Here is a 20,766-nt window from a genome sequence, read left to right on the forward strand (position 1 = left end):
TCGGCAGCGTCAGATGTGTATAAGAGACAGCCCCACCCCCGAACACCTGCACCACCGCGCGATCAGCGCCATTGCGAAGGAGCAAGCACATGTCCGCAGACTCGAGTCCGCGCCTCATCAGCGCACAGCTCGTCGGCCTCGACGAGGACCTCGGCGCCACGTCGACCGACGTCATCCGGGTGCTCGCCGACCGCGTCGCCGCGACCGGCCGCGCCGCCGACGGCGCCACGCTCGCCGACGACGCCATCAAGCGCGAGGCGAGCGTCGGAACGGGCGTCCCCGGCGGCATCGCCATCCCGCACGCCCGGTCGGCATCGGTGTCCGAGCCGACGCTGGCGTTCTCGCGCCTGGCCCGGAAGGTGCCGTTCGGCGCCCCGGACGGCGACGCCGACATCGTCTTCATGATCGCCGTGCCCGAGGGGGCCGACAAGGACCACCTGACGGTCCTCTCGACCCTGGCCCGCGCGCTCATCCGCGAGGACTTCACGGCCGCGCTCCGTGCCGCGACCACCCCCGACGAGATCGTCCGGTTGGTCGACAACGAGGTGAGCGGCGAAGTGGCCGAGGCAGGCGTCGGGAAGGCGAGTGGTGCCTCCGAACCGGCCACCGCGCCGGAGGCGGGCCGCAAGGTCTTCGTCGGCGTCACCGCCTGCCCGACCGGCATCGCGCACACCTACATGGCGGCCGACGCCCTCGTCGCCGCCGCCCAGCGTGCCGGTGCCGAGATGCACATCGAGACGCAGGGGTCCTCGCAGGTCGAACCCCTCGACCCGGCCCTCATCGCCCGTGCCGACGCCGTCGTGTTCGCGGTCGACGTCGACGTCCGCGACCGCGGTCGGTTCGCCGGCAAGCCGCTCGTGTCCGGACCCGTCAAGCGCGGTGTCGACGAGCCCGACAAGATGATCGCCGAGGCCATCCGCGCCTCGGAGGACCCGCACGCCGCACGCGTGCAGGGTGGTGCCGCCGTCGAGGGCGAGTCCACCGCCAAGAACGAGCACTTCGGCCAGTCGCTCAAGCGCTGGCTCCTCACCGGCGTCAGCTACATGATCCCGTTCGTGGCCGGCGGCGGGCTGCTCATCGCGCTCGGCTTCCTGCTCTCCGGGTACGGCATCGCGCTGACCCACGGTGACTCGGGCCAGAACAACGCCGTCTTCACGCTCACCAACTACACCCTGCTGAACCTGCCGCCGGAGGGCCTCGGCTACTACCTCGGCGCCGCCGCGTTCCAGATCGGGTCCGTGTCGCTCGGGTTCCTGGTCGCAGCACTCGCCGGGTACATCGCCTACGCCATCGCCGACCGTCCGGGCATCGCACCGGGCTTCGTGGCCGGGTCGATCGCGGTGTTCATGAACGCCGGGTTCCTCGGTGGCCTGGTCGGTGGCCTCATCGCCGGTGCCGCCGCGTACTGGATCGGGCGCATCCCGACCTGGCGGTGGCTGCGTGGCCTGATGCCGGTCGTGATCATCCCGCTGTTCGCGTCGATCATCGCCTCGGGCCTCATGCTCCTGGTGCTCGGTGGCCCGATCGCCTGGGTCATGACCGAGCTCACCGCCTGGCTCAACTCCCTGTCGGGTGCCTCGGCCGTCCTGCTCGGGATCATCCTCGGCCTGATGATGGCGTTCGACCTCGGTGGTCCGGTGAACAAGGTGGCGTACGCGTTCGCCGTCGCCGGGCTCGGTGCCGGGACCGCCACGAACGTGGTGCCGTTCGAGATCATGGCCGCCGTCATGGCGGCCGGCATGGTGCCGCCGCTCGCACTCGCGCTCGCCTCGACCGTGCTCTACCGCAAGGGCTTCACGAAGCCGGAGCGCGAGAACGGCAAGGCCGCGTGGCTGCTCGGTGCGTCCTTCATCTCCGAGGGTGCGATCCCGTTCGCCGCAGCCGACCCGCTGCGCGTCATCCCGGCGTCGATGGTCGGTGCCGCGATCACGGGTGCGATCTCGATGGCTGCCGGCGTGACCTCGCGAGCGCCGCACGGCGGGATCTTCGTCTTCTTCGCGATCGGTGACGTCCTGATGTTCGTCGTCGCGATCCTGGCGGGGACCGTGGTGTCCGCGCTGGTGCTCGTCGCCTTGAAGAAGTGGGTCCGTCGTCGCCCCGTCGACGAGGCCGCTGCGGCCGGTGAGGCTGCCGTGGCCGGCGAGACGGTGGGCCAGCGCGCACCGGTCGCCGCGTAGTCGACGCGATCCCGGGAACGACGGGAGGCCCGGTGCCAGCTGGCACCGGGCCTCCCGTCCGTCGTCCGGTCGCGTCGCGGGCCGGACGTGCGCCGGTCAGGCGGCCATCGCGAGCGCCGACGGGTCGACCTGACCGGGGACGCACTCGTCGACGTCGCACGGCGCGATCGGGGCGACCGAGGTGTGGGTGATCTTGGGGTGTACCGGGCGGCGTTCGGTCTCGCCACGTCCGATGAGGTCCTCGTGGAGCTTCTCGCCCGCCCGCAGGCCCGTGAACACGATGTCGGACGGGCTGCCGGTGGCCTGGAGCATGCGCCGTGCGATGTCGAGGATCCGGACCGGTGCACCCATGTCGAGCACGAGGACCTCGCCGGGGTGGGCGATCGCAGCCGACTGGATCACGAGGTGGCACGCTTCGGGGATGGACATGAAGTAGCGGGTGGCGTCGGGGTGGGTGACGGTGAGGGGCCGTCCGGCACGGATCAGCTCCGCGAAGAGCGGGAGCATCGAGCCGCGGCTGCCGAGGACGTTGCCGAACCGGACCGACACGTAGTCGTGGCCCGTGTCGGCGGCGGTCCAGGCGGTCAACCGCTCGGCGATGCGCTTGGTCGATCCGAGCACGCTCGTCGGGTTCGCGGCCTTGTCGGTCGAGATGTTCACGAGTGTCCCCACGCCCGCGGCAGCAGCGGCGCGGAGGACGTTCAGGGTGCCGAGGACGTTCGTCTTCCAGCCTTCGTCCGGGTACTGCTCGAGCATCGGCAGGTGCTTCAGCGCCGCGGCGTGGAAGACGACGTCGGGCCGGCGGGTCAGCATGATGTCGCGGATGGCGTCGGCGTCGCGGATGTCGGCGAGGACGACGTTCTTCGTGTCGAGGAGCCCGTGACCGTCCACGGAGACCTGCACCTGCTGCAGGGCGGTCTCGTCGCGGTCGAGCATGATGATCTCCGCCGGCTCGAACCGGACGAGCTGTCGGCAGAGTTCGCTGCCGATCGAGCCGCCGGCGCCCGTGATCAGCACCGACCGGCCCCGGACGAAGTCGACGGTGATCTCGAGCTCGGCCTCGGGCTGTCGATCCCCGATCAGTGCGTCGATGTCGAGCCCGTCGAGGCCGGGGATGCTGCGCTGTGGCATGGGGGTCTCCTCCGTGAAGTCCTCCCCAGTGTGAACCTCTCACATGTGAAATGTCAATTGGTCAGTCTGCGATGTTCGCCGTCACCGCGTCGATGTACGCCGCACGCTCCTCGCGCGAGTGCGGGCGCCCCGGCACGCCCGGCCGCTGCTCCCACGGGAACGGCCCGGCCTCGTGCCGGTACTCGATGCCCATGGCCTCGAGCCGGGCGGTGTGCTCGGCCAGGCGTCCGCGGAACTCGGCGAGGTCGCGCGGCCCGGTGACGTCGGCCGACCACAGTGCCTCGGCGAGGGCGGCGACGCGGGGGAAGAGCTGGTAGTCGAGCCGACGGGCAGAGTCGACGTGCTCCGTCCACATGTTGCCCTGGCCGCCGATGACGTGGGCGCGCTCGGTGTCGGTGAGCCCCGACGGCACCGGGTCGAAGGCGAAGACGTCGTCGACGGTGAGCACGATCGACACCGGGATCGGCTCGGTCGACAGGTCGCTCTGGCGGTAGTCGAGGTACACCTGGTCGTCGGGCGACGAGATGACGTCGTGCCCGCGGCGGGCGGCGGTGCGTGCGCCGGTCAGCCCGCGCCAGGAGACCACGGTCGCCGAGGGGTCGAGCGTGCCGCCCTCGAGGATCTCGTCCCACCCGAACGCCCGCCGGCCGTGCGACTCGACGTGTGCGGCGAGCTGTCCGATGATCCAGGCCTGCAGCTGTTCCTCGTCCTGCAGCCCGAGCTCGCGGATGCGCTCCTGGGTGCGGGGGTCGGTCTCCCACTGCACCTTCGGGCACTCGTCGCCGCCGATGCCGATGTAGCCGGAGGGGAAGAGTGCGATGACCTCGTCCAGGACGTCCTTGAAGAAGTCGATCGTGGCGTCCTCGGCGTTCAGGACGTCGTCGGCGATGCCCCACTCCGTCCACACCTCGACCGGTTCGCCCGTGACGCCGAGCGACGGGTAGGCCGCCAGCGCCGCGCGGACGTGCCCGGGGGTCTCGATCTCGGGGACGACGGTGACGAACCGGTCGGCCGCGTACGCCACGATCTCGCGGACGTCGTCCTGCGTGTAGTACCCGCCGTGCGGGCGGCCGTCGAACCCGGCGACGACGAGTGTGCCGTCCGGCCCGGGGACGTGCGCGCCGACCTGGGACTCCCGACGCCAGGACCCGACCTCGGTCAGGCGCGGGTACTTCCGGATCTCGATGCGCCACCCCTGGTCCTCGGTGAGGTGGAAGTGCAGGCGGTTGATCCGGTGCGCGGCGAGCTGGTCGACCACCCGCATGACCTCGTGCTTCGTCCGGAAGTGCCGGGCGACGTCGAGCATCACGCCGCGCCAGGCGAAGGCCGGGGCGTCCTCGACGACCACGGCGGGGACGGACCACGGACCGGTCGCGACCCGGCCGCGGCGGTACACGTCCGGGGGCAGCAGCTGCAGCAGGGCCTGCACACCGTAGAAGACCCCGGCGGGCGAACCGCCGATGACGTCGACGCCGTCCGGCGTCACCGTGAGGCGGAACGACTCCGCCCGGTCGCCCTCCGCCGTCGACGGGCCCGCGGGCAGGGACGGGTCGTCGGCGACGCGCAGCGCGATCGTGCCGGCCCCCGGTGCCGTGTCGTCGAGGGCGTCCCGCACCGGCAGCCCGGTCGATCCCCGCAGGGTCTGCTGCAGGTACAGTCGGACGGACTCGCTCGCCGGGTCGGCGGCGATCCGGGTCGACGGGGTGATCGCGAAGGCCCCGACACCGGGAGCGGTGCGGCGCGGTCGTGGGACGAGCATGTCGGAGCCACCATTCCTCAATGATCTTTCGTAATGTGGAGGCTATGACCGTGGAGCAGACCGTGTCAACGACCTCCGGTGCCGTGGGGACGACCCCCGGTGTCCTGCGGCAAATGAACTCGCGGGCCATCCTCGACGAGCTCCTGCGCGACGACGTCTCCCGCACGGTCACCGAGCTCGGGCGCACGGTCGGACTCTCCCGCCCCACGGTCGAGGCGGCGCTCGCCGACCTGGTCGACGAGGGCTGGGTGACCGAGGCCGAGGCGATCGCCACCCCGAACAAGGCCGGTCGTCGCGCCAAGCGCTTCGCCGCGGACGCGTCGGCCGGCTCCGTGCTCGGCGTGGACCTCGGCCTGCACGGGATCGTCGGCGTGCGCGCGGACCTGCGCGGCGTCACGCTCGCCCGCGTCGAGGAGCGCTACGCCGACCTCGCCGACGCCGAACAGGCCTGGTCGAGCGTGCAGGACGTCGTCCGTCGGCTGACGGCGCCCGTCGGTGGCACGGTCGGTGGCTCCGCCGGTGGTGCGCCGGTGCTCGGTGCCACGTTCGGCGTCCCGGCGGTCGTCGACCGCGACGGCGCGATCGACTACACGGTCGCGGTGCCGGAGTGGGTCGAGCGGCGGGTGCCCGGCCGGATCCAGGACCTCTTCCCCGAGGCCGCCACCTTCTTCGACAACGACGCCAAGCTGGCGGCCACGGCCGAGGCGCGGTGGGGGCGGTTCGACGGCGTCCGGGACGCCCTGTACCTGGTGATGGGTCGGCAGATCGGTGCCGCCCTGGTGGTCGACGGCTCGTTGGCGCGCGGTGCGCGCGGTGCGGCCGGCGAGATGGGCGGCATCGCCTCGACCGGCTGGCCCGCCGCGCCCGCCCGCCTGGAGGCCCGGATCCCGTCCGGCACGGACCTCGAGTCCGTCTTCGCGGCGGCGGCCCAGGGCACGGTGCCGGCCGTCGAGACCGTCCGAGCGTTCGCCGCCGACGTGGCACCCGGCGTCGTGCAGCTCGTGACGACGATCGACCCCGAGGTCGTCGTCGTCGGTGGCGAGGTCCTGCCGGCTGCCGAGGTGTTCTGCGCCGCGCTCGACGAGATCGTCACGCCACAGCTCCGGCACCCGGTGGTGTTCGCCCCGTCGACCGTCGGTCGCGACGCCGTCGCCCGGGGCGCGCTCGCCCGGTCACTCGCGCACGTCCGGTCCGCTCACATGGGACTCGGCTGACACCCAGGGAGCGTGCCGGGTCCTGACAGGGCGTTCAGGGATGCTGGGGGCATGACGACTGCCGTGACCGCCCGTGCCATGACCGTCGCCAGTGGCGACTCCACCGCTCCGTCGGACCTCGGCGGGCTCTCCGGCCTGGTGCTGCAGCTGATCGACGCGCTGGGGGAGTGGGGCGTCGGGCTGATGCTCTTCGTCGAGACGGTGTTCCCGCCCATCCCGTCCGAGGTCATCCTGCCGCTGGCCGGGTTCCTCGCGGGTGCCGGCCAGATGAACCTGGTCCTGGTCCTGGTGCTGGCGACGATCGGTTCGTACCTCGGGGCGCTCGTGCTGTACTGGCTCGGCGCGAAGATCGGGTTCGAACGCACCACGCGGTGGTTCGGCAGGCTGCCCCTGGTCGACGAGGACGACTTCCGCAAGGCGGCCGGCTGGTTCCACCGGCACGGCAAGAGCGCGGTGTTCTTCGGCCGGTTCGTCCCGATCGTCCGCAGTCTCATCTCGCTGCCGGCCGGTGCCGATCGCATGCACCTCGGCACGTTCTCGGTGTTCACGATCATCGCGAGTGGTATCTGGAACAGCGCACTCGTGCTGCTCGGTGCCGCGTTCGGGTCGCAGTACGACCAGGTCGAGGCGTACACCGAGTGGATCGACCGCGTGCTCTACGTCGCGCTCGCCGCGGTCGTGGTGACCTTCGTCGTGCGCCGGATCCGCCGTGTCCGCGCCGAGCGGCGCACGGGCGGTCCCGACGACGACCACGACGACGCCGCCGGCAGCCCTGCCGTGGGCGGTGCCCGGGGTCGTCGTCGCGCCGAGCCCGCCCGCGACTGAGCCTCAGGCCTTCGTCAGCGCCGACTCCTTGTGGGCGGCCTGCTTGCCGCTCTTCTCCGACTCGACGATCCAGTACGGGTCGTCGTCGGTCGGCGTGAAGTGCTGCCCGTCGAACTCGAAGTCGCTCGTCCGCTTGCGCACGAGCGTGCCGGTCGTCCTGCCCTGCGAGGTGTTCCAGTGCACCTCGTCACCCTTCGACAACGCCATGCTGTCCTCCTTGCGCGATTCCTCGTCCTGATGGAGGTCGGACTGTACCCCGTCGATCCCCGGGAACTCAGGGAAGTACGGCGATCACGATGTCGTAACGGCCATGCGGATCGAGAGTCGGACGCGTACCGTTTCCCATGAGCCCACACGCCGGCAGGCGCCGCGGAACCACGGGCTCCGGACGGGACGACGGACACCATGACCCTGCTGGACAGCGCGCGGGCGGACACCGTCCTCTCTGCGCGGTACCGGCTCGTGAAGCTCATCGGCACCGGCGGCATGGGATCCGTCTACGAAGCCCGTGACGAGCACACGTACCGGGCCGTGGCCGTGAAGCTCTTCGCGACCCCGGACAAGATGACCACCGCCGACCGTGTCCGCCAGGAGCGCGAGATCCGGCTGCTCAGCATGCTCTCCCACCCGGGCCTCATCCCGCTGTACGACGCCGGCACCCACGAGTTCGAGGACGGCCCGCACCGGTTCATCGTGATGGAGCTCATCGCCGACACGACGCTGCTCCGCCGTCTGTCCGAGGGTGCCCTGCACAACTACGAGGTGGCCGACCTCGGTGCGCAGCTCGCCGACGCCCTGGCGTACGTGCACTCGCGCGGCATCGTGCACCGCGACGTCAAGCCCGCCAACATCCTGATCAGTGACGAGGGTTCGTCCGGGTTCGCCCGCACGGTCAAGCTCACCGACTTCGGCGTCGCCCACTTCGTCGACGGTTCCCGCCTGACGAACGACGGCACGGTCATCGGCACCGCCGCCTACCTCAGCCCGGAGCAGGTCGCCGGCGAACCGATCAGCTTCGCCACCGACGTGTACTCGCTCGGGCTCGTCCTGCTCGAGGCGCTGACCGGCAAGCAGGAGTACTCGGGCACCCTGATCGAGGCCGCCCTCGCCCGGCTCCGCCGCGACCCCGAGGTCCCGGACGACGTCGCCGACGAGTGGCGCGAGCTGCTCAGCCGGATGACGGCCCGCGACCCGGAGCGCCGGCCCACCGCGGTCGCCATCGCCAACGCGCTGCGCGGCGGCTCCACCCAGATCACCGGCCCGGTGCCGCTCGGTCCGGAACGCGTCAAGCACCAGCGCGACCACCGCATGCACCGTGCCGCGCACCGGCACGCCAAGCGCGGCACGTTCTCGGCGGTGCGTCGCTGGCGCCGGCGGAACGTCCTGGTCGGGTCCTTCGCGGCCTTCGGCGTCACCGCGGCCTGCGTGGCCGCCTACGTCGCGGGTGCCCTGCACTGACCCGCTCGGCGGCTCCGTGCTCCGAGCACCGGAGCGCCCTGGCAGGATGGACAGCATGACCGACCAGCGCTGGATCAAGATCTGTGGCCTGTCGACGCCCGACACCGTGGACGTCGCCATCGACGCGGGTGCCGACGCCGTCGGGTTCGTCTTCGCGGCGGGCAGCCCCCGGACCGTCACCGCCGACCTGGCGAAGGAACTCGTCGAGCGGGTGCCGGACGGCATCGACGCCGTCGGGGTCTTCCGTGACCAGAAGATCGACGAGATCGTCGGCATCGCCTCCGAGGTCGGGCTCACGACGCTGCAGCTGCACGGTGGCGAGTCGGCGTCCGACTTCGCCCGCGCGCGCGACGCCGGCTTCTTCACCATCCGGGCCATCGCGGCCGAGGACTACCTGCGCGAGACGCCCGAGCAGCGCGCCGCGTTCGACCACGACCTGCTGCTGCTCGACGCCGCCGTGCCCGGCAGCGGTCGCCTGATCGACCCGGCCACGATCGAGGGCGTGGACGAGGCCTGGATCCTCGCCGGCGGGCTGACCCCGGCCAACGTGGTCGCGGCGGTCGAGGCGCTCGACCCCGACGGCGTCGACGTGTCGAGCGGGGTCGAGTCCGAGCGCGGCGTCAAGGACCCCGCCAAGATCCGCGCCTTCGTCGAGGCCGTCCGCAGCCTGGGCTGAGCGCCCGGCCGCCGCGTCGGTCGCGTTCGCAGCTCTCGACGCGACCGGGGACGGACAGGAGGCGCGGTGCGGGCCCGCCACGGGCCTCCCGTCCGCCGCGCGGTCAGCGCAGGGTGGGGATGAGCTCCGTCAGGAACGCGTCCGTGTCCTCCCAGCCCTCCACCGCGTGGCAGGGGACCCCGAGCGCCTTCACCGGGTAGTCGTTGCCCTCGGGGTCGAGCCGGTCGCCCACGAAGAGCATGTCGTCGAGCGCGATGCCGGTGATCTCGGCCAGACGCTGCATGCCGTAGGCCTTGTCGATGCCCTTGCGGGTGATGTCGATGCTGGTGGAGCCGCCCGAGCGGACCTCGAGGTCGGGCAGGTCCTGCTGCACCAGACGGCGCAGGTGGTCCTTCTTCTCGCCGGTCGGGTCCCACTGCTTCTTGACGTCCACCGGGGCGGACTGGCCGAGGGCGGAGAACGTGATCTGCGACCCGCGGTCCTCGAGGATGGCGCCCCAGGTCTCGGACTCCCAGTACCCGGCTTCCTTCGCACGGGCCTCGACCGCGGCGAGGGCGCGGTCCTTCTGCTCGTCGGTGAGGTCCTCGGCGTACTGCAGTGCCCAGTCCTGGTCCTCCCAGCGGTAGTACCGGGTGCCGCAGGTGGGCAGGAGGTGCAGGGCGTCGAGCGTCAGGCCGTCGCGCTGCCGGAGCGGGGTGACGAGCTGCTGCTCGAACTGGGTGAAGTTGCCGCCGGAGATGACCGCGACCGGCACGACCTCGAGCAGGGACGCGAAGGTCTCGAGCATGCGGGGGTCGAGGGAGGACTTCGACGGGGCGAGCGTGTCGTCCAGGTCGAAGGCGACGAGGCGGGGCGTGGTCATGCCCCCGATCCTGCCAGAGCCCGCCGACCACGCGCAGGGTGCGACCAACAGGGTGCCCCGGTGCTGCGCGAAGTCTGCGGGGTCACGCGCGGTGCGTGGCGGGGACCCGGTCGCGGGCGTAGGTGATGTCGGTGTAGCCGTGCGGGGCGGGGTTGCCGTCCTCGTCGAGGTTCACGAAGACGACCTCGTCGATCGTCAGGATGCTGCGGTGCGTGAAGAGGTTGCGCGCCTCGGCCCGCATGGTCAGCGACGTCCGGCCGAACCGGGTGGCGACGAGGCCGATCTCGACGATGTCGCCCTCCTTCGCCGAGGACAGGAAGTTGATCTCCGACATGTACTTCGTGACGACCTTGCCGTTGCCGAGCTGGATGATCGCGTAGACCGCGGCTTCCTCGTCGATCCAGCGGAGCAGGCTGCCGCCGAACAGGGTGCCGTTGGCGTTGAGGTCTTCCGGTCGCACCCACTTCCGGGTGTAGAAGTTCATCTCCGGCGGGGCGTCGTCCTGGTGCTGATCCATGTCACGTCATGGTACGCCGACGGCCGCGCCCCCGCAGGGACGCGGCCGTCGTGGCGATCGGGGGCGGCGGTGCCGCCGGTGCTCACTCCTTGACGAGGACGACCTCGTCGAGGGGGATGCGGGTGCGCGGGGCGACCTCGCGCTCGGCGGCCTTGTCGTCGAGCTGCGACGGGTGCGCGACGGTGCCGACGGCCGTGACCGTGTACGGCAGGAAGCGCTCGGGCAGGTCGAACGCGGCACGGAGCCCGGCGGCGTCGATGCCCGCCATCTGGTGCACGTGCAGGCCCTCGGCGTGCGCCTGCACGGTCAGCGCGGCGAGCGACTGGCCGAGGTCGTACTGCGCGAAGGGGCGCTCCTCGCCGTCGGCGGTCACGGTCTCGAGCACGCCGACGACGAGGGCGCTGGCGCGGAAGGCCCAAGCGGCGTTGAAGCCGAGCAGGTTCTCGTTGATCTTCCGGAACGTCTCGGTGCCGCGGCGGCCGGCGATGAAGCGGCGGGGCTGGAAGTTCATGGCCGAGGGGGCCCAGCGAGCGGCCTCGAGGACGGCGTCGAGCTGGTCGTCCGAGATCGTCGCGGTCTCGTCGTAGGAGCGGGGGCTCCAGCGCTCCTCGAGCAGCGGCACGAGCGGCTGGCTGGAGTCGGTGGACCGGGTGAGGGTGTCGGCGTTCGTCGAGGTCATGATGCGCTCAACGGTATTCGATGCGTACGCATTTCCGACCTGAGTGACGTCACATCACCGCCGGCAGGTGCCAGGATGGACGGGATGGGTGGGGTGTTGACCGGCTTCGCGATCATCGGCGCGATCATCGCCGGTGGGTACGTCGTCGGACGCATCGGCCTGCTGGGCCCGCACGCGCAGTTCGTGATGAGCCGGCTCGCGTTCTTCGTGCTGATGCCGTGCCTGCTGTTCCACACCATCGCAACCGCCGACATCGCATCGCTGCTGTCCTCGATGCTCTGGGTCTCACTGCTGAGCGCCGCCGTGGTCGCCCTCGGTGCGGCCGCCGTGTTCCGCTTCGTGCTGCGCCGCCCCGTCACCACGACCACCGTCGGGGCCCTGGCGTCGAGCTACGTGAACGCGAACAACATCGGGCTGCCGGTGGCCGTGTACGTCCTCGGCCAGGCGACCGCGGTCGTGCCCGTGATCCTGCTGCAGCTCGTCGTGATGGCCCCGATCGCGCTGACGATCCTCGACGCTGCGACCGCGGGTGGCGGCGGATGGGGGCGGCGGCTCGCGGGGCCGTTCCGGAACCCGATCATCATCGCCTCGCTCGTCGGGCTGGTGTGCTCGGCGACCGGGATCACGCTGCCCGACCCGGTGCTCGAGCCGTTCTCGCTCGTCGGCGCGGCCGCGGTGCCCGTCGTGCTGCTGTCGTTCGGGATGAGCCTGCACGGTGCGACCCCGCTGCGGGACCCGGCGATCCGGACCGACGTCATCGTGGCGTCGTCGATCAAGCTCGTGGTGATGCCGGCCGTGGCGTTCGTGTTCGCCCGGTTCGTGTTCGGGCTCGGCGGCCAGGAGGTCTTCGTGCTCACCACCCTCGGCGCCCTGCCGGCGGCGCAGAACGTCTTCAACTACGCGCAGCGGTACGGGGCAGCGGTCCCGGTGGCGCGCGACGTCGTGCTCATCTCGACGCTCGGCTCGGTGCCCGTGCTCGTCGCGATCGCCGCCCTGCTGCACCCGTAGCGCGCCGAGACGCCGGCGTGTGGTGCGTCCGGAAGACGCCGTCGTGTTGTCGAGACGCCGGCGTGTGGTGCGTCCGGAAGACGCCGTCGTGTTGTCGAGACGCCTCGATGTCGCCGAGACGCCGCCGGATTCGGCGGCGTCTCGCGCACTTGCGGGCGTCGTGCGCGCACGCCGGCGTCTTCCGCACCCTGGACGCGCCGCGGGGCGGACGGGAGGCCCGTGGCGGGGGCACACCGGGCCTCCCGTCCGGCTGTCTGTGGTGGCGACCACCGCGGATGGTGAGCAGGAAAGGTCGGGTCGCGTCCGCCGACTCGACCATTCCTGCTCACGAAGCGCGGACGGCACGCGCGTACCCTGGCGGGCACGCGGGGCGGACCGCCTCGTGACCGATGACCACGACGAGGAGACCGGCGATGGACACGATGGCGATGATGCAGAACATGTCGATGACGGACATGCCCATGGAGATGGACATGGACATGATGCAGGACACGATGATGGCGATGAACGCCGCGTCGATGGCGGCGACGATGTGCTCCGCGGCCGACATGCGGATGGGCGGCGAGATGGCCACCTGCGCCGCGATGTGCTCGAACACCGCGATGCTCGCCGACACCGGGATGCGGATGATGATGCGTCCGATGGGGATGGACGCCGCCGCGATGCAGGCGATGCTCATGGCCGTCGTCGCGATGGGCACCGCGTGTGCCGCCGAGTGCCGCCAGCACCAGGACATGGACGAGTCGTGCCGGTACTGCGCCATGGCCTGCGACGAGATGGTGTCGAAGTGCCAGGCGATGCTCGACTCGATGGCGGCCTGACCCGCTCCGTGCGCGCTCCGCGACGCGTACGCGCTACGCGACCCGTGCCGTGGTCTGTCGACCGCCGGCGCTGAGGATCTCCGCGACCGGGTGGTGGGCGACCGGCTCGCCGACCGACAGGACGCCGTCGGCGTCCGCCACCCGCAGCTGCGTGATGCTCCCGTCGAGGAACAGCACCACGGCGTCGGCTGCGCGGGTCTCGACGACGATGCCGTCGCGCCACGCACCGGGGGCCGCGGTCGCCATGAGGCGCTGGATGGGAAGGATCGTCGTGCGGGACATGGCTTCACCTGCTCTCGAAGGGGTTCGGTGCAGGAAACCTACGTCGGCGTGACGGACGGCTCAATCACCGTGGACGCCGGGCGTAACAGAGCCGGACGGACGCCGATCCCGGGCCGGGCCGGGCCAAGCCGGTGAGCCGACTCCGATCAGAAGATCATCGGGCGGTCGTCGTCGAGCGACGTGTCCAGGTCGAGGTCGACCACCACGGGGACGTGGTCGCTCGGGGCGTCGCCCTTGCGCTCGTTCCGGTGGATCGAGGCGTCGGTGACGACGTCCGCGAAGGCCTGCGAGCCGAGGACGAAGTCGATGCGCATGCCCTCGTTGCGCGGGAACCGCAGCTGCTTGTAGTCCCAGTAGGTGTAGCCGTCGGGCACGATCGGGCGCACGACGTCCTGCAGGCCCCGCGCCTCGAACTCGCGGAACGCTGCCCGCTCGGGTTCGCTGACGTGGGTGGACCCCTCGAAGACCCGCATGTCCCAGACGTCCTGGTCGAGCGGTGCGACGTTCCAGTCGCCCATCAGCGCGAGCGGGGTCTCCGGCGATGCCTCGATCCACTCCGAGGTGCGGTCGGCCAGCTGGGCGAGCCAGTCGAGCTTGTACGTGTAGTGCGGATCGCCGAGCTCGCGGCCGTTCGGCACGTAGAGGCTCCAGAGCCGCACGCCGTCGACCGTGACGCCGATCGCGCGGGCCTCGACCGGCAGGTCCGGCCCCTCGTGGCCCTTCAGGAACCCGGGCTGGCCGGGGAAGTCGCGGGTGACGTCCTCCATCGGCAGCCGGCTGGCGAACGCGACGCCGTTCCACTGGTTCAGGCCGTGCGCCTCGACGTGGTACCCCGCGGCCTCGAACTGCTCGACCGGGAACTGCTCCGGCTTGCACTTGATCTCCTGCATGCCGAGGACGTCGACGTCCTCACGCACCAGCCAGTCGACGATCCGACCCACTCGGGTGCGGACGGAGTTCACGTTCCAGGTCGCCACGCGCATGGAACAAGAACCTACCGGTGCCGACTGACGACGAGGTCGGCACGTGCGCCGTCTGTGCGGCGTACGGCACGATGGTGTTCGCTGGAGGCCAGCAATCGATCGCACGGAGGCAGCAATGGCATCGACGACGAACCGCGTCGACGGGACCACGACCGGAGCCACGCTCGGCACCGGGGCCGGGAGCGCCCAGCCCGCCGGCACCACCACGACGCAGGTCACCGCCAAGGGCAGGACCATCATCGACGACACGGTCGTCGCGAAGGTCGCGGGCATCGCCGCCCGCGACGTCCCCGGCGTCTTCGCACTCGGCGGCAACGCCTCGCGGGCGTTCGGTGCCATCCGCGACGCCATCGGCTCGAGCGCGCTCGGCCAGGGCGTCCGCGTCGAGGTCGGTGAGACCCAGGTCGCCGTCGACCTGACCATCGTCGTCGACTACCCGACGCCGATGATGGAGGTCGCCTCCGCTGTGCGTGCCGCCGTCACGAACGCCGTCACCGAACTCGTCGGCCTCGAGGTCACCGAGGTCAACATCGCCATCAACGACGTGAACATCCCCGCACTCAACGGCGTCGCCGACGAGTTCGACACCCGGGACGGTCGAGTCCGGTGAACGCCACCGTCGTCGGGATGGGCACCGGCGCCCTGCTCGCGATCGTCGCGGTGACGCTCGGGTTCTGGGCGTTCGTCGTCGTCGCCGTCTGCATGGCGGTCGGTGCACTGGTCGCGCGCATCGTCACGGGCGACGTCGACTTCCGTCGCCTGCTCGACGTGCTGCGCGGACGCCGGAGCTCGTCGTGAGCGACGCCGCCGTCGCCACGACCGGCGACAGCGGCGTCCGGCTCCGCGGCTCCGACCGCATCGGTACGTCCGCGCTGGTGCACACCGCCCAGGCGGTCGCCGCCGAAGCGCTGCGCGTGGCCTTCCGGGAGGTCCGTGCCCGGGTCGCCGACGACGGTCGCGGCGCACTGGCGGTCGAGATCACCGCCCCGCTCGCCCTGCCGGTGCTGGGCTCGCACGCACTCCCCGACGAACCCGTCGTCGCCACGGCGCACCGGGCTCGCGGCACGATCGCCGAGCGCTTCCGGACCATCACCGGCCGACAGGTCGCCCGCGTGACCGTGACCTTCGCCTCGTCGGTCGTGGACACCCCGCGGAGGGTCCGGTGACCGCCCCACCCCTCGTCGGCGCGCCCGCCGCCGACCACGCTGCCACCCACCGCCGCCTGCTGCGCCGCGAGACCCACGTCTCCCGCTCCGGTGCCGTCGTCGTCGCGATGCTCATCGCCCTGGTGCTCGCCGCCGCTGCGGTCTTCGCCGGTGCGCTCGTCCTGCTCGACCAGAACGTGCTCGGTGTCGACCCCCGTGCCGTGGTGGACGCCGCGCTCGCCGCTCCGGACGGCCTCGACACCACCATCGTGATCGGCATCGGCGCCGTCGTGGCCCTGATCGGCCTCGTGCTCCTGCTGCAGGGGATCCTGCCCCAGCGCCGTCCGCGGCACGTGATGTCGTCCGACCGGCTCGCAGTGGTCGTCGACGACGAGGTCCTGGCCTCCGCTGCGGCCCGCGCCGCCCGATCCGCGACCCGTCTGGGCGCCGACGCCGCCGTGGGCACCGTCGGCCGCCGCACGGTCGACGTCGTGCTCCGTCCGGCCGCCGGCGTGGACGTCCCCGCGGTCGCCGCCACCCAGGCCGTCGAGCGGGAGTTCGTCGCGATCGACGCCCAGCCGCCGCTCGCCGCGCGGGTCCGGGTGCAGCCGACCGGACGGGTGGACGGATGAACGCCACCAACCGTGTGCTCGGCCGGACGGCGCTCGTCGTGCTCGGCCTCGTCCTGCTCGTCGCCGGAGTTGCCGCAATCCTGGTGCAGACCGCACAGGGGCTGCCCCTCGTCGCGTCGTGGTGGCGCACGGTCGGCGATGCCCTCGCCGGACTCGGCACCGGGGCGTCGCGTGACGACTCGGTGTTCGCCTGGACCTGCGTGCTCGGCGGTGGCGTCGTGCTCGGCGTGCTCGCACTCGTGGTGCTGACGACGCTCGGCGGTGGCCGCGAGAGCACCGTCGTGGACAGCGACGGTTCGGCCGACGGCGTCGCCGGCTCGGTGCGCATCGAGTCCACCGCCGTGCAGCACGCGCTCTCCTCGGCCATCGGCGACATGCCCCAGGTCGGTTCCCTCGCCGTCGACGTCTACCGGGTTCGGGGAGGCCGTGCGATCCGGGTGCGGGTCCGTTCGCGCCGGGGGGCCGCGCCGCGCGAGATCACCGAACGGGTCGAGGCTGTCGTCGCCGACCTGGACGCCCTGCTCGGCGAACGCCTGCCCGTGCTGCTCGAGATCGCCCGTGGTGGGTCGGGGTCGTCCCGCCCGGACCGCGTGCACTGAGCGTCACCGTGGTGCGCTCGATCGGTGGACTGCCCCGGCCGGGCGAGACCGTCCCGGTGCCGCGCGTGGTCACCGACGTCGCCCGAGGGCGTGAGGTCGCGCTCGTCTGGCACAACCAGATCGGCGGGACGACGTTCCGCATCGGACCTGACGCGCGCGCCGAGGAGTTCGTGAAGGTCCTGCCGCACGCCTACGGATCGTGGATCAGCGGCGAGGCCGCGCGGCTGACGTGGGCGTCCCGGTACGCCCGGGTGCCCGAGGTGCTCGACCACGGCACGGACGACGACGGCGTCTGGCTGCACACCCGTGCCGTGCACGGGTGGAGCGCCGTCGACCCGCGCTGGCACGACGAGCCCCGGACCGCGGTGGTCGCGGTGGGCGAGGGCCTGCGCGCGCTGCACGACGCGTTGCCCGTCGACGACTGCCCGTTCACGTGGTCCACGGCGGACCGGCTCGATCGCGCGCGTGGGACGAGCGCCGACGCTGCCGCCGACGCCGAGCGCGGCCCGGGCGGTCTCGGTCCGGAGCCGCCGACCGACCGGATCGTCGTCTGTCACGGCGACCCGTGCACGCCCAACACGCTCATCGGTGCGGACCGGCGGTGGAGCGGGCACGTCGACCTGGACGCGATGGGGGTCGCGGACCGCTGGGCGGACATCGCTGTGGCGACGATGGCGCTCGGCTGGAACTACGGACCCGGGTGGGAGCCGCTGTTCCACCGGGCGTACGGGCTGCCGGACGACCCGGAGCGCACCGCGTGGTACCGGGCGCTGTGGAACGCCGGCGACGACGAGATCGACGACCCAGAGTCGGGGCCGGTCGGTTAGAAGGCGACTCCGCGCGCGGACATGAACGGCACCGGGTCGGTGGTGGCGCCGTTGATGTGCACCTCGACGTGGCTGTGGCAGCCGGTCGACGCCCCGGTGGAGCCGACGAGCGCGATGAGCTGCCCCGCGGAGACCTGCTGGCCGGTGGCGACCCGGAAGCCGCCGTCGACGATGTGGCCGTACGCGGTCTGCACGCCGCCGCCGTGGTTGATGCGGACGTAGTTGCCGTAGCCGCCGTACCACCCGACGTAGTCGACGGTGCCGGCCGAAGCCGCGACGATGGGCGTGTAGCAGCCGCTCGCCAGGTCGGTGCCCTCGTGCATGGTGACGTTCCCGGTGATCGGGTGCACGCGGTACCCGTAGGGGCTGATGACGTAGCCGCTGGCCGGGCGGACCCAGCCGGTCCCGGAACCCGCGCCGACGGAACCGCCGCCGCCCGAACCGCTGCTGCCGGTCGAGCCGCCGCCTGACGGAGCGCCCCCGCCGGAGTTCGCGGCGGCCTGTGCGGCAGCTGCTCGCTGCGCGGCGGCTGCGCGCTCTGCGGCTTCGCGTGCGGCCTTCTCCTCTGCCGCCTTGCGGACGCGCTCACCCTTGGCGAACTCGGCTTCGGTCCGGACGCGGCCGGAGGTCAGGGTCGCGAGCTGGGCGTCGAGTCGGGCCTTGTTGGACTGCTGCTCGTCGTAGGCGGCCTGCACGGCGTCGGACGCCGCCTGGGCTTCCTGCATGCGGTCTTCGGCTTCGGCAGCCAGGTCGCCCAGCGCTTCGGCGGCGCGGTCGGCCTGTGCCTCGAGCGAGCTGGCGACGGCGGCGTCGGCGCTCGCGGCGGCCTGCACACGCTCGGCCTGCTCGGAGAGCTTGCTCAGCGCACCGAGGTTGTAGAGCAGATCACTGGCGTCTTCGCCCTGGGTGATCACCGAGGTGGTGACGTCGGCACCACCGGACCGGGACATCTGCGCGGCGAACTGCCCGGCCTGCGCGGCGCTCTGGTCGGCGACCTTCGCGTGGTCCTTCGCGTCGGCGCGGAGCTGCTGTTCCTTCTCGGCCGCGGTCTGGGCCTTGCGCTGTGCCTTGTAGAACACGTCGCCGAGCTTCTGTGCCTTCGCCTCGGCAGCCTCGACCTTGGCGTCGAGTTCGCTGATGATGCCCCGGATCTCGGTGATCTGCCCCTGCTTGGCGGATTCCTTGCCGCGGGCGGACTTCACTTCGTCCCACGTGGGGTAGGTCACCGCCTGGGCTGCCGGAGCGTCGGCGATGACCGTGCCGACGAGGCCCGCGAGTGCCAGGCCGGTGACGGCGAGGCGCAGGCGCACGGGGACACGGTGGGCGCGGGGGCTGGTGGGGCGAGACATCGAGGACGAGCCTATACATCCGTACAGCGAGCATCGGACGGCAACGCGCCGCTGTGGACATCTTCAGCAGTGGATCAGAAGCCGCGGTCGCGCCGGATGACGTCGGCGCTCCCGACGACGTCGCGCCGCAGGATCGCCTGCCCGGCGGTGCCGGCGTAGTCGTAGACGTCGAACCCGGTGCAGTGGGTGATCGTCGCCGGGGGGCCGAGGGAGTCCTCGACCGCGGTGGTCCAGAGGTCGTGCGACCCGACCACCACGAAGCTCGGGTCGGCGTCGCGGTAGGCCCCGAGGTCGACGAGCCACGGGTACGTCTCGAAGGTGTCGCGGACCTGCAGCAGCCCGACGTTCGTCGACGCGTAGGTGGCGAGGGGTCGGACCGTCCAGAACTGCCCGACGCCCGTGACCTGGCGTCCGTCGGCCCAGCGGTCCAGGCACGCGGCCGCCGGGTACCGCGCGGTCGCCACGGCGTGGGCGGTGCCGGGAGCCACGGCGATCCCGGTCGCGAGGACGGCGGCCATCGCGACCGCCACCCCCGCCCGGACCCCGCGGTGCGGGCGGTGCACGCGGGTGCGGCGGACCGCGGTGCGGGTGAGCTCGGCCACGGCGACGAGCGCGAGCAGCGGTGCCGTCACGATCGGCTGCAGGTAGCGCGGGGTCTCGGACCCGGCGACGACGACCCCGACGGACACGGCGACGACGGTCACGAGCGGCAGCACCGTCGCGACCAGCACGGTGCGTGCGGTGCGGACCCGCCAGGCCCAGACCGTGCCGCCGACGGTGACGAGCACCCCGGCGAACAGCAGCAGGAGCCCGAGGTCGCCCGGTGCCGTGCCCGCCCGGTCGTCGGTCAGCGCCGCGAAGAACCGCAGGGTCTCACCGGCCCGCGACGGCTGCACGTACGTCGCCGGGTCGAGGGAGACGAACGGCCGGAGCGGGATCCGCACCAGGTACCCGACGACCGAAGCCACCGTGACGGTGCCGGCCAGCAGCGCGGCCGGACGCCAGGGCACCCGGCGCGCCAGCACCAGGAGCCCGAGGGTGACGACCACCGGGGCCGCTGACCACGGCACGTACAACGGGTTCGACGCGGTCGTGCACGCGGCGATGACTCCGAGCACGACGAGCAGGGGTACCGACGCCCGGCCGAGGCGCACCGCCCGCAGCACCAGCACCGCGGTGCCGAGCATCGCCAGCACGGCCCCGTAGTAGTAGGTCGTGGTCAGCAGCAGGGACGCCAGCTCGAGCGACGTCGCCGTGGCCGACGACTCGGTCAGCACCAGCAGCGTGACGATGCCGAGCGCCCCGGCCGACACCGCGATCCGGGCGGGGCGCCCGGCGGACGGCATCAGCTCGTTCGCGGCGGCCCGCACCAGCGCGTAGACGGCGAGCAGCACGAGCACCCCGTTCAGCGCCAGGGCCTGCTGCGGGGTCCCGGTGACCAGCGAGCAGAACAGGTACACGGGCAGCTCGGGGAAGAAGAACAGCGCGGGCGACATCGCCCACTCGAACGGCTGGCCGGCCTGCAGCGAGCGCTCGACGAGCGGCAGCAGCACCGAGTCGCCGTCGTACCAGAGCAACGCCACCCGTTCCGTCGCGACGACGTGACGCAGGGCGATGACGGCCAGGGCCAGCGCGACCAGGCCGCCCAGGGCCTCCCGTCCGATCGTGACGGCCACCCCACCGGTCCGGCGGCCGCCGGACGGAGCCGGCTCCACGGCGGGGCGACGCGGTGCTCGGGACATGCCCCGGAGCGTACCGAGGCCGCCTCGGTGCCGGTACGCACGGACCCACAGGCTGGGGGAGCGCGTTGCGGGCCCGACCG

At 72.1% G+C, this 20,766-nt stretch carries 24 protein-coding genes; 13 read left to right on the forward strand and 11 right to left on the reverse strand.

Going from position 1 to position 20,766, the window contains the following annotated elements; translation table 11 throughout:
* Window positions 1–89: 89 nt before the first annotated feature.
* A complete protein-coding gene (locus DEJ03_RS08205; protein ID WP_110864238.1) occupies window positions 90–2,177 on the forward strand; it encodes a fructose-specific PTS transporter subunit EIIC in 2,088 nt (695 codons plus the stop codon).
* Between the two features lie 96 nt (window positions 2,178–2,273).
* Here the strand turns inward: DEJ03_RS08205 and DEJ03_RS08210 are convergent, their stop codons facing one another.
* Together DEJ03_RS08210 and DEJ03_RS08215 are read right to left on the reverse strand one after the other, a co-directional pair.
* Window positions 2,274–3,308 carry a UDP-N-acetylglucosamine 4,6-dehydratase family protein gene (locus DEJ03_RS08210; RefSeq protein ID WP_110864239.1) on the reverse strand — a complete coding sequence of 345 codons (1,035 nt, stop codon included), beginning with the start codon at window positions 3,306–3,308 and terminating at the stop codon, window positions 2,274–2,276.
* A 61-nt stretch (window positions 3,309–3,369) separates the two neighbouring features.
* Window positions 3,370–5,067 (reverse strand): beta-N-acetylhexosaminidase, encoded by a 1,698-nt coding sequence (locus tag DEJ03_RS08215; RefSeq protein WP_110864240.1) that lies wholly within the window; start codon window positions 5,065–5,067, stop codon window positions 3,370–3,372.
* Window positions 5,068–5,129: 62 nt separating this feature from the next.
* On the opposite strand from DEJ03_RS08215, the gene DEJ03_RS08220 reads away from it, so the two are divergent.
* Both DEJ03_RS08220 and DEJ03_RS08225 read left to right on the forward strand, forming a co-directional pair.
* Entirely contained in the window at window positions 5,130–6,281 is a 1,152-nt protein-coding gene (locus tag DEJ03_RS08220) for an ROK family transcriptional regulator (RefSeq protein WP_181422653.1), read from the forward strand.
* A gap of 51 nt (window positions 6,282–6,332) precedes the next feature.
* Entirely contained in the window at window positions 6,333–7,106 is a 774-nt protein-coding gene (locus DEJ03_RS08225) for a DedA family protein (RefSeq protein WP_258370672.1), read from the forward strand.
* A gap of 3 nt (window positions 7,107–7,109) precedes the next feature.
* On the opposite strand, the gene DEJ03_RS08230 is transcribed toward DEJ03_RS08225, so the two are convergent.
* The gene (locus tag DEJ03_RS08230; RefSeq protein ID WP_071404335.1) at window positions 7,110–7,313 is read right to left on the reverse strand and encodes a DUF2945 domain-containing protein; all 204 of its coding nucleotides are present in this window, start codon (window positions 7,311–7,313) and stop codon (window positions 7,110–7,112) included.
* A gap of 198 nt (window positions 7,314–7,511) precedes the next feature.
* Here DEJ03_RS08230 and DEJ03_RS08235 point away from each other — a divergent pair, with 198 nt between their 5' ends.
* Together DEJ03_RS08235 and DEJ03_RS08240 are read left to right on the forward strand one after the other, a co-directional pair.
* The gene (locus DEJ03_RS08235; protein ID WP_110864242.1) at window positions 7,512–8,564 is read left to right on the forward strand and encodes a serine/threonine-protein kinase; all 1,053 of its coding nucleotides are present in this window, start codon (window positions 7,512–7,514) and stop codon (window positions 8,562–8,564) included.
* A gap of 55 nt (window positions 8,565–8,619) precedes the next feature.
* Window positions 8,620–9,240: a phosphoribosylanthranilate isomerase gene (locus DEJ03_RS08240; protein WP_110864243.1), complete on the forward strand. Its 621-nt coding sequence runs from the start codon at window positions 8,620–8,622 to the stop codon at window positions 9,238–9,240.
* 103 nt (window positions 9,241–9,343) lie between these two features.
* Here the strand turns inward: DEJ03_RS08240 and DEJ03_RS08245 are convergent, their stop codons facing one another.
* The 3 genes from DEJ03_RS08245 to DEJ03_RS08255 all read right to left on the reverse strand — a co-directional run bounded on the left by DEJ03_RS08245 (window position 9,344) and on the right by DEJ03_RS08255 (window position 11,298).
* Window positions 9,344–10,102, reverse strand: coding sequence for an HAD-IIB family hydrolase (locus DEJ03_RS08245; RefSeq protein WP_071246484.1), 759 nt, complete (start codon window positions 10,100–10,102; stop codon window positions 9,344–9,346).
* Window positions 10,103–10,184: 82 nt separating this feature from the next.
* Window positions 10,185–10,619 (reverse strand): acyl-CoA thioesterase, encoded by a 435-nt coding sequence (locus DEJ03_RS08250; protein WP_017886352.1) that lies wholly within the window; start codon window positions 10,617–10,619, stop codon window positions 10,185–10,187.
* 82 nt (window positions 10,620–10,701) lie between these two features.
* Window positions 10,702–11,298 (reverse strand): nitroreductase family protein, encoded by a 597-nt coding sequence (locus tag DEJ03_RS08255; RefSeq protein ID WP_027464865.1) that lies wholly within the window; start codon window positions 11,296–11,298, stop codon window positions 10,702–10,704.
* A gap of 84 nt (window positions 11,299–11,382) precedes the next feature.
* Between DEJ03_RS08255 and DEJ03_RS08260 the strand changes: the two genes are divergently transcribed.
* Complete coding sequence (locus DEJ03_RS08260) at window positions 11,383–12,306, forward strand: AEC family transporter (RefSeq protein WP_110864244.1); 924 nt, start codon at window positions 11,383–11,385, stop codon at window positions 12,304–12,306.
* A gap of 325 nt (window positions 12,307–12,631) precedes the next feature.
* Here the strand turns inward: DEJ03_RS08260 and DEJ03_RS18120 are convergent, their stop codons facing one another.
* The gene (locus DEJ03_RS18120; protein WP_171907773.1) at window positions 12,632–12,781 is read right to left on the reverse strand and encodes a hypothetical protein; all 150 of its coding nucleotides are present in this window, start codon (window positions 12,779–12,781) and stop codon (window positions 12,632–12,634) included.
* Here DEJ03_RS18120 and DEJ03_RS08265 point away from each other — a divergent pair.
* Window positions 12,780–13,127 (forward strand): aldehyde dehydrogenase, encoded by a 348-nt coding sequence (locus DEJ03_RS08265; RefSeq protein ID WP_228513518.1) that lies wholly within the window; start codon window positions 12,780–12,782, stop codon window positions 13,125–13,127. The two genes, DEJ03_RS18120 and DEJ03_RS08265, sit on opposite strands and share 2 nt — an antisense overlap.
* A 33-nt stretch (window positions 13,128–13,160) precedes the next feature.
* Here the strand turns inward: DEJ03_RS08265 and DEJ03_RS08270 are convergent, their stop codons facing one another.
* Window positions 13,161–13,409, reverse strand: coding sequence for a hypothetical protein (locus DEJ03_RS08270; protein ID WP_027464862.1), 249 nt, complete (start codon window positions 13,407–13,409; stop codon window positions 13,161–13,163).
* Between the two features lie 146 nt (window positions 13,410–13,555).
* Window positions 13,556–14,392, reverse strand: a complete 837-nt coding sequence (locus DEJ03_RS08275; protein ID WP_110864246.1) for an exodeoxyribonuclease III — start codon at window positions 14,390–14,392, stop codon at window positions 13,556–13,558.
* A 115-nt stretch (window positions 14,393–14,507) separates the two neighbouring features.
* Here DEJ03_RS08275 and DEJ03_RS08280 point away from each other — a divergent pair, with 115 nt between their 5' ends.
* The 6 genes from DEJ03_RS08280 to DEJ03_RS08305 are packed head-to-tail and all read left to right on the forward strand — an operon-like array spanning window position 14,508 to window position 17,595.
* Window positions 14,508–15,002 carry an Asp23/Gls24 family envelope stress response protein gene (locus DEJ03_RS08280; RefSeq protein ID WP_110864247.1) on the forward strand — a complete coding sequence of 165 codons (495 nt, stop codon included), beginning with the start codon at window positions 14,508–14,510 and terminating at the stop codon, window positions 15,000–15,002.
* Window positions 14,999–15,190 carry a DUF2273 domain-containing protein gene (locus DEJ03_RS08285; protein ID WP_027464859.1) on the forward strand — a complete coding sequence of 64 codons (192 nt, stop codon included), beginning with the start codon at window positions 14,999–15,001 and terminating at the stop codon, window positions 15,188–15,190. The genes DEJ03_RS08280 and DEJ03_RS08285 overlap by 4 nt, the downstream gene beginning before the upstream one ends.
* Complete coding sequence (locus DEJ03_RS08290; protein WP_110858768.1) at window positions 15,187–15,558, forward strand: hypothetical protein; 372 nt, start codon at window positions 15,187–15,189, stop codon at window positions 15,556–15,558. The genes DEJ03_RS08285 and DEJ03_RS08290 overlap by 4 nt, the downstream gene beginning before the upstream one ends.
* The gene (locus DEJ03_RS08295; protein WP_110864248.1) at window positions 15,555–16,169 is read left to right on the forward strand and encodes a hypothetical protein; all 615 of its coding nucleotides are present in this window, start codon (window positions 15,555–15,557) and stop codon (window positions 16,167–16,169) included. The genes DEJ03_RS08290 and DEJ03_RS08295 overlap by 4 nt, the downstream gene beginning before the upstream one ends.
* Window positions 16,166–16,768 (forward strand): hypothetical protein, encoded by a 603-nt coding sequence (locus DEJ03_RS08300; RefSeq protein ID WP_110864249.1) that lies wholly within the window; start codon window positions 16,166–16,168, stop codon window positions 16,766–16,768. The genes DEJ03_RS08295 and DEJ03_RS08300 overlap by 4 nt, the downstream gene beginning before the upstream one ends.
* Before the next feature lie 8 nt (window positions 16,769–16,776).
* Window positions 16,777–17,595, forward strand: a complete 819-nt coding sequence (locus DEJ03_RS08305; RefSeq protein WP_110864250.1) for an aminoglycoside 3'-phosphotransferase — start codon at window positions 16,777–16,779, stop codon at window positions 17,593–17,595.
* On the opposite strand, the gene DEJ03_RS08310 is transcribed toward DEJ03_RS08305, so the two are convergent.
* A complete protein-coding gene (locus DEJ03_RS08310) occupies window positions 17,592–18,944 on the reverse strand; it encodes a M23 family metallopeptidase (RefSeq protein WP_110864251.1) in 1,353 nt (450 codons plus the stop codon). The genes DEJ03_RS08305 and DEJ03_RS08310 overlap by 4 nt on opposite strands.
* A 74-nt stretch (window positions 18,945–19,018) precedes the next feature.
* A complete protein-coding gene (locus DEJ03_RS08315; protein WP_146237682.1) occupies window positions 19,019–20,686 on the reverse strand; it encodes a hypothetical protein in 1,668 nt (555 codons plus the stop codon).
* Window positions 20,687–20,766 lie beyond the last annotated feature (80 nt).

It is taken from the genome of Curtobacterium sp. MCLR17_043 (genome assembly GCF_003224215.1).
Lineage (GTDB): Bacteria > Actinomycetota > Actinomycetes > Actinomycetales > Microbacteriaceae > Curtobacterium > Curtobacterium flaccumfaciens.

What these genes read in the sequence shown, in the direction of transcription:
- DEJ03_RS08315 (WP_146237682.1), bottom strand. Translation starts at nt 20,686, where the DNA reads ATGTCCCGAGCACCGCGTCGCCCCGCCGTGGAGCCGGCTCCGTCCGGC.
- DEJ03_RS08310 (WP_110864251.1), bottom strand. Translation starts at nt 18,944, where the DNA reads ATGTCTCGCCCCACCAGCCCCCGCGCCCACCGTGTCCCCGTGCGCCTG.
- DEJ03_RS08230 (WP_071404335.1), bottom strand. Translation starts at nt 7,313, where the DNA reads ATGGCGTTGTCGAAGGGTGACGAGGTGCACTGGAACACCTCGCAGGGC.
- DEJ03_RS08240 (WP_110864243.1), top strand. Translation starts at nt 8,620, where the DNA reads ATGACCGACCAGCGCTGGATCAAGATCTGTGGCCTGTCGACGCCCGAC.
- DEJ03_RS08210 (WP_110864239.1), bottom strand. Translation starts at nt 3,308, where the DNA reads ATGCCACAGCGCAGCATCCCCGGCCTCGACGGGCTCGACATCGACGCA.
- DEJ03_RS08275 (WP_110864246.1), bottom strand. Translation starts at nt 14,392, where the DNA reads ATGCGCGTGGCGACCTGGAACGTGAACTCCGTCCGCACCCGAGTGGGT.
- DEJ03_RS08260 (WP_110864244.1), top strand. Translation starts at nt 11,383, where the DNA reads ATGGGTGGGGTGTTGACCGGCTTCGCGATCATCGGCGCGATCATCGCC.
- DEJ03_RS08215 (WP_110864240.1), bottom strand. Translation starts at nt 5,067, where the DNA reads ATGCTCGTCCCACGACCGCGCCGCACCGCTCCCGGTGTCGGGGCCTTC.
- DEJ03_RS08205 (WP_110864238.1), top strand. Translation starts at nt 90, where the DNA reads ATGTCCGCAGACTCGAGTCCGCGCCTCATCAGCGCACAGCTCGTCGGC.
- DEJ03_RS08300 (WP_110864249.1), top strand. Translation starts at nt 16,166, where the DNA reads ATGAACGCCACCAACCGTGTGCTCGGCCGGACGGCGCTCGTCGTGCTC.
- DEJ03_RS08250 (WP_017886352.1), bottom strand. Translation starts at nt 10,619, where the DNA reads ATGGATCAGCACCAGGACGACGCCCCGCCGGAGATGAACTTCTACACC.
- DEJ03_RS08235 (WP_110864242.1), top strand. Translation starts at nt 7,512, where the DNA reads ATGACCCTGCTGGACAGCGCGCGGGCGGACACCGTCCTCTCTGCGCGG.
- DEJ03_RS08225 (WP_258370672.1), top strand. Translation starts at nt 6,333, where the DNA reads ATGACGACTGCCGTGACCGCCCGTGCCATGACCGTCGCCAGTGGCGAC.
- DEJ03_RS08255 (WP_027464865.1), bottom strand. Translation starts at nt 11,298, where the DNA reads ATGACCTCGACGAACGCCGACACCCTCACCCGGTCCACCGACTCCAGC.
- DEJ03_RS08270 (WP_027464862.1), bottom strand. Translation starts at nt 13,409, where the DNA reads ATGTCCCGCACGACGATCCTTCCCATCCAGCGCCTCATGGCGACCGCG.
- DEJ03_RS08265 (WP_228513518.1), top strand. Translation starts at nt 12,780, where the DNA reads ATGGACATGATGCAGGACACGATGATGGCGATGAACGCCGCGTCGATG.
- DEJ03_RS18120 (WP_171907773.1), bottom strand. Translation starts at nt 12,781, where the DNA reads ATGTCCATCTCCATGGGCATGTCCGTCATCGACATGTTCTGCATCATC.
- DEJ03_RS08280 (WP_110864247.1), top strand. Translation starts at nt 14,508, where the DNA reads ATGGCATCGACGACGAACCGCGTCGACGGGACCACGACCGGAGCCACG.
- DEJ03_RS08245 (WP_071246484.1), bottom strand. Translation starts at nt 10,102, where the DNA reads ATGACCACGCCCCGCCTCGTCGCCTTCGACCTGGACGACACGCTCGCC.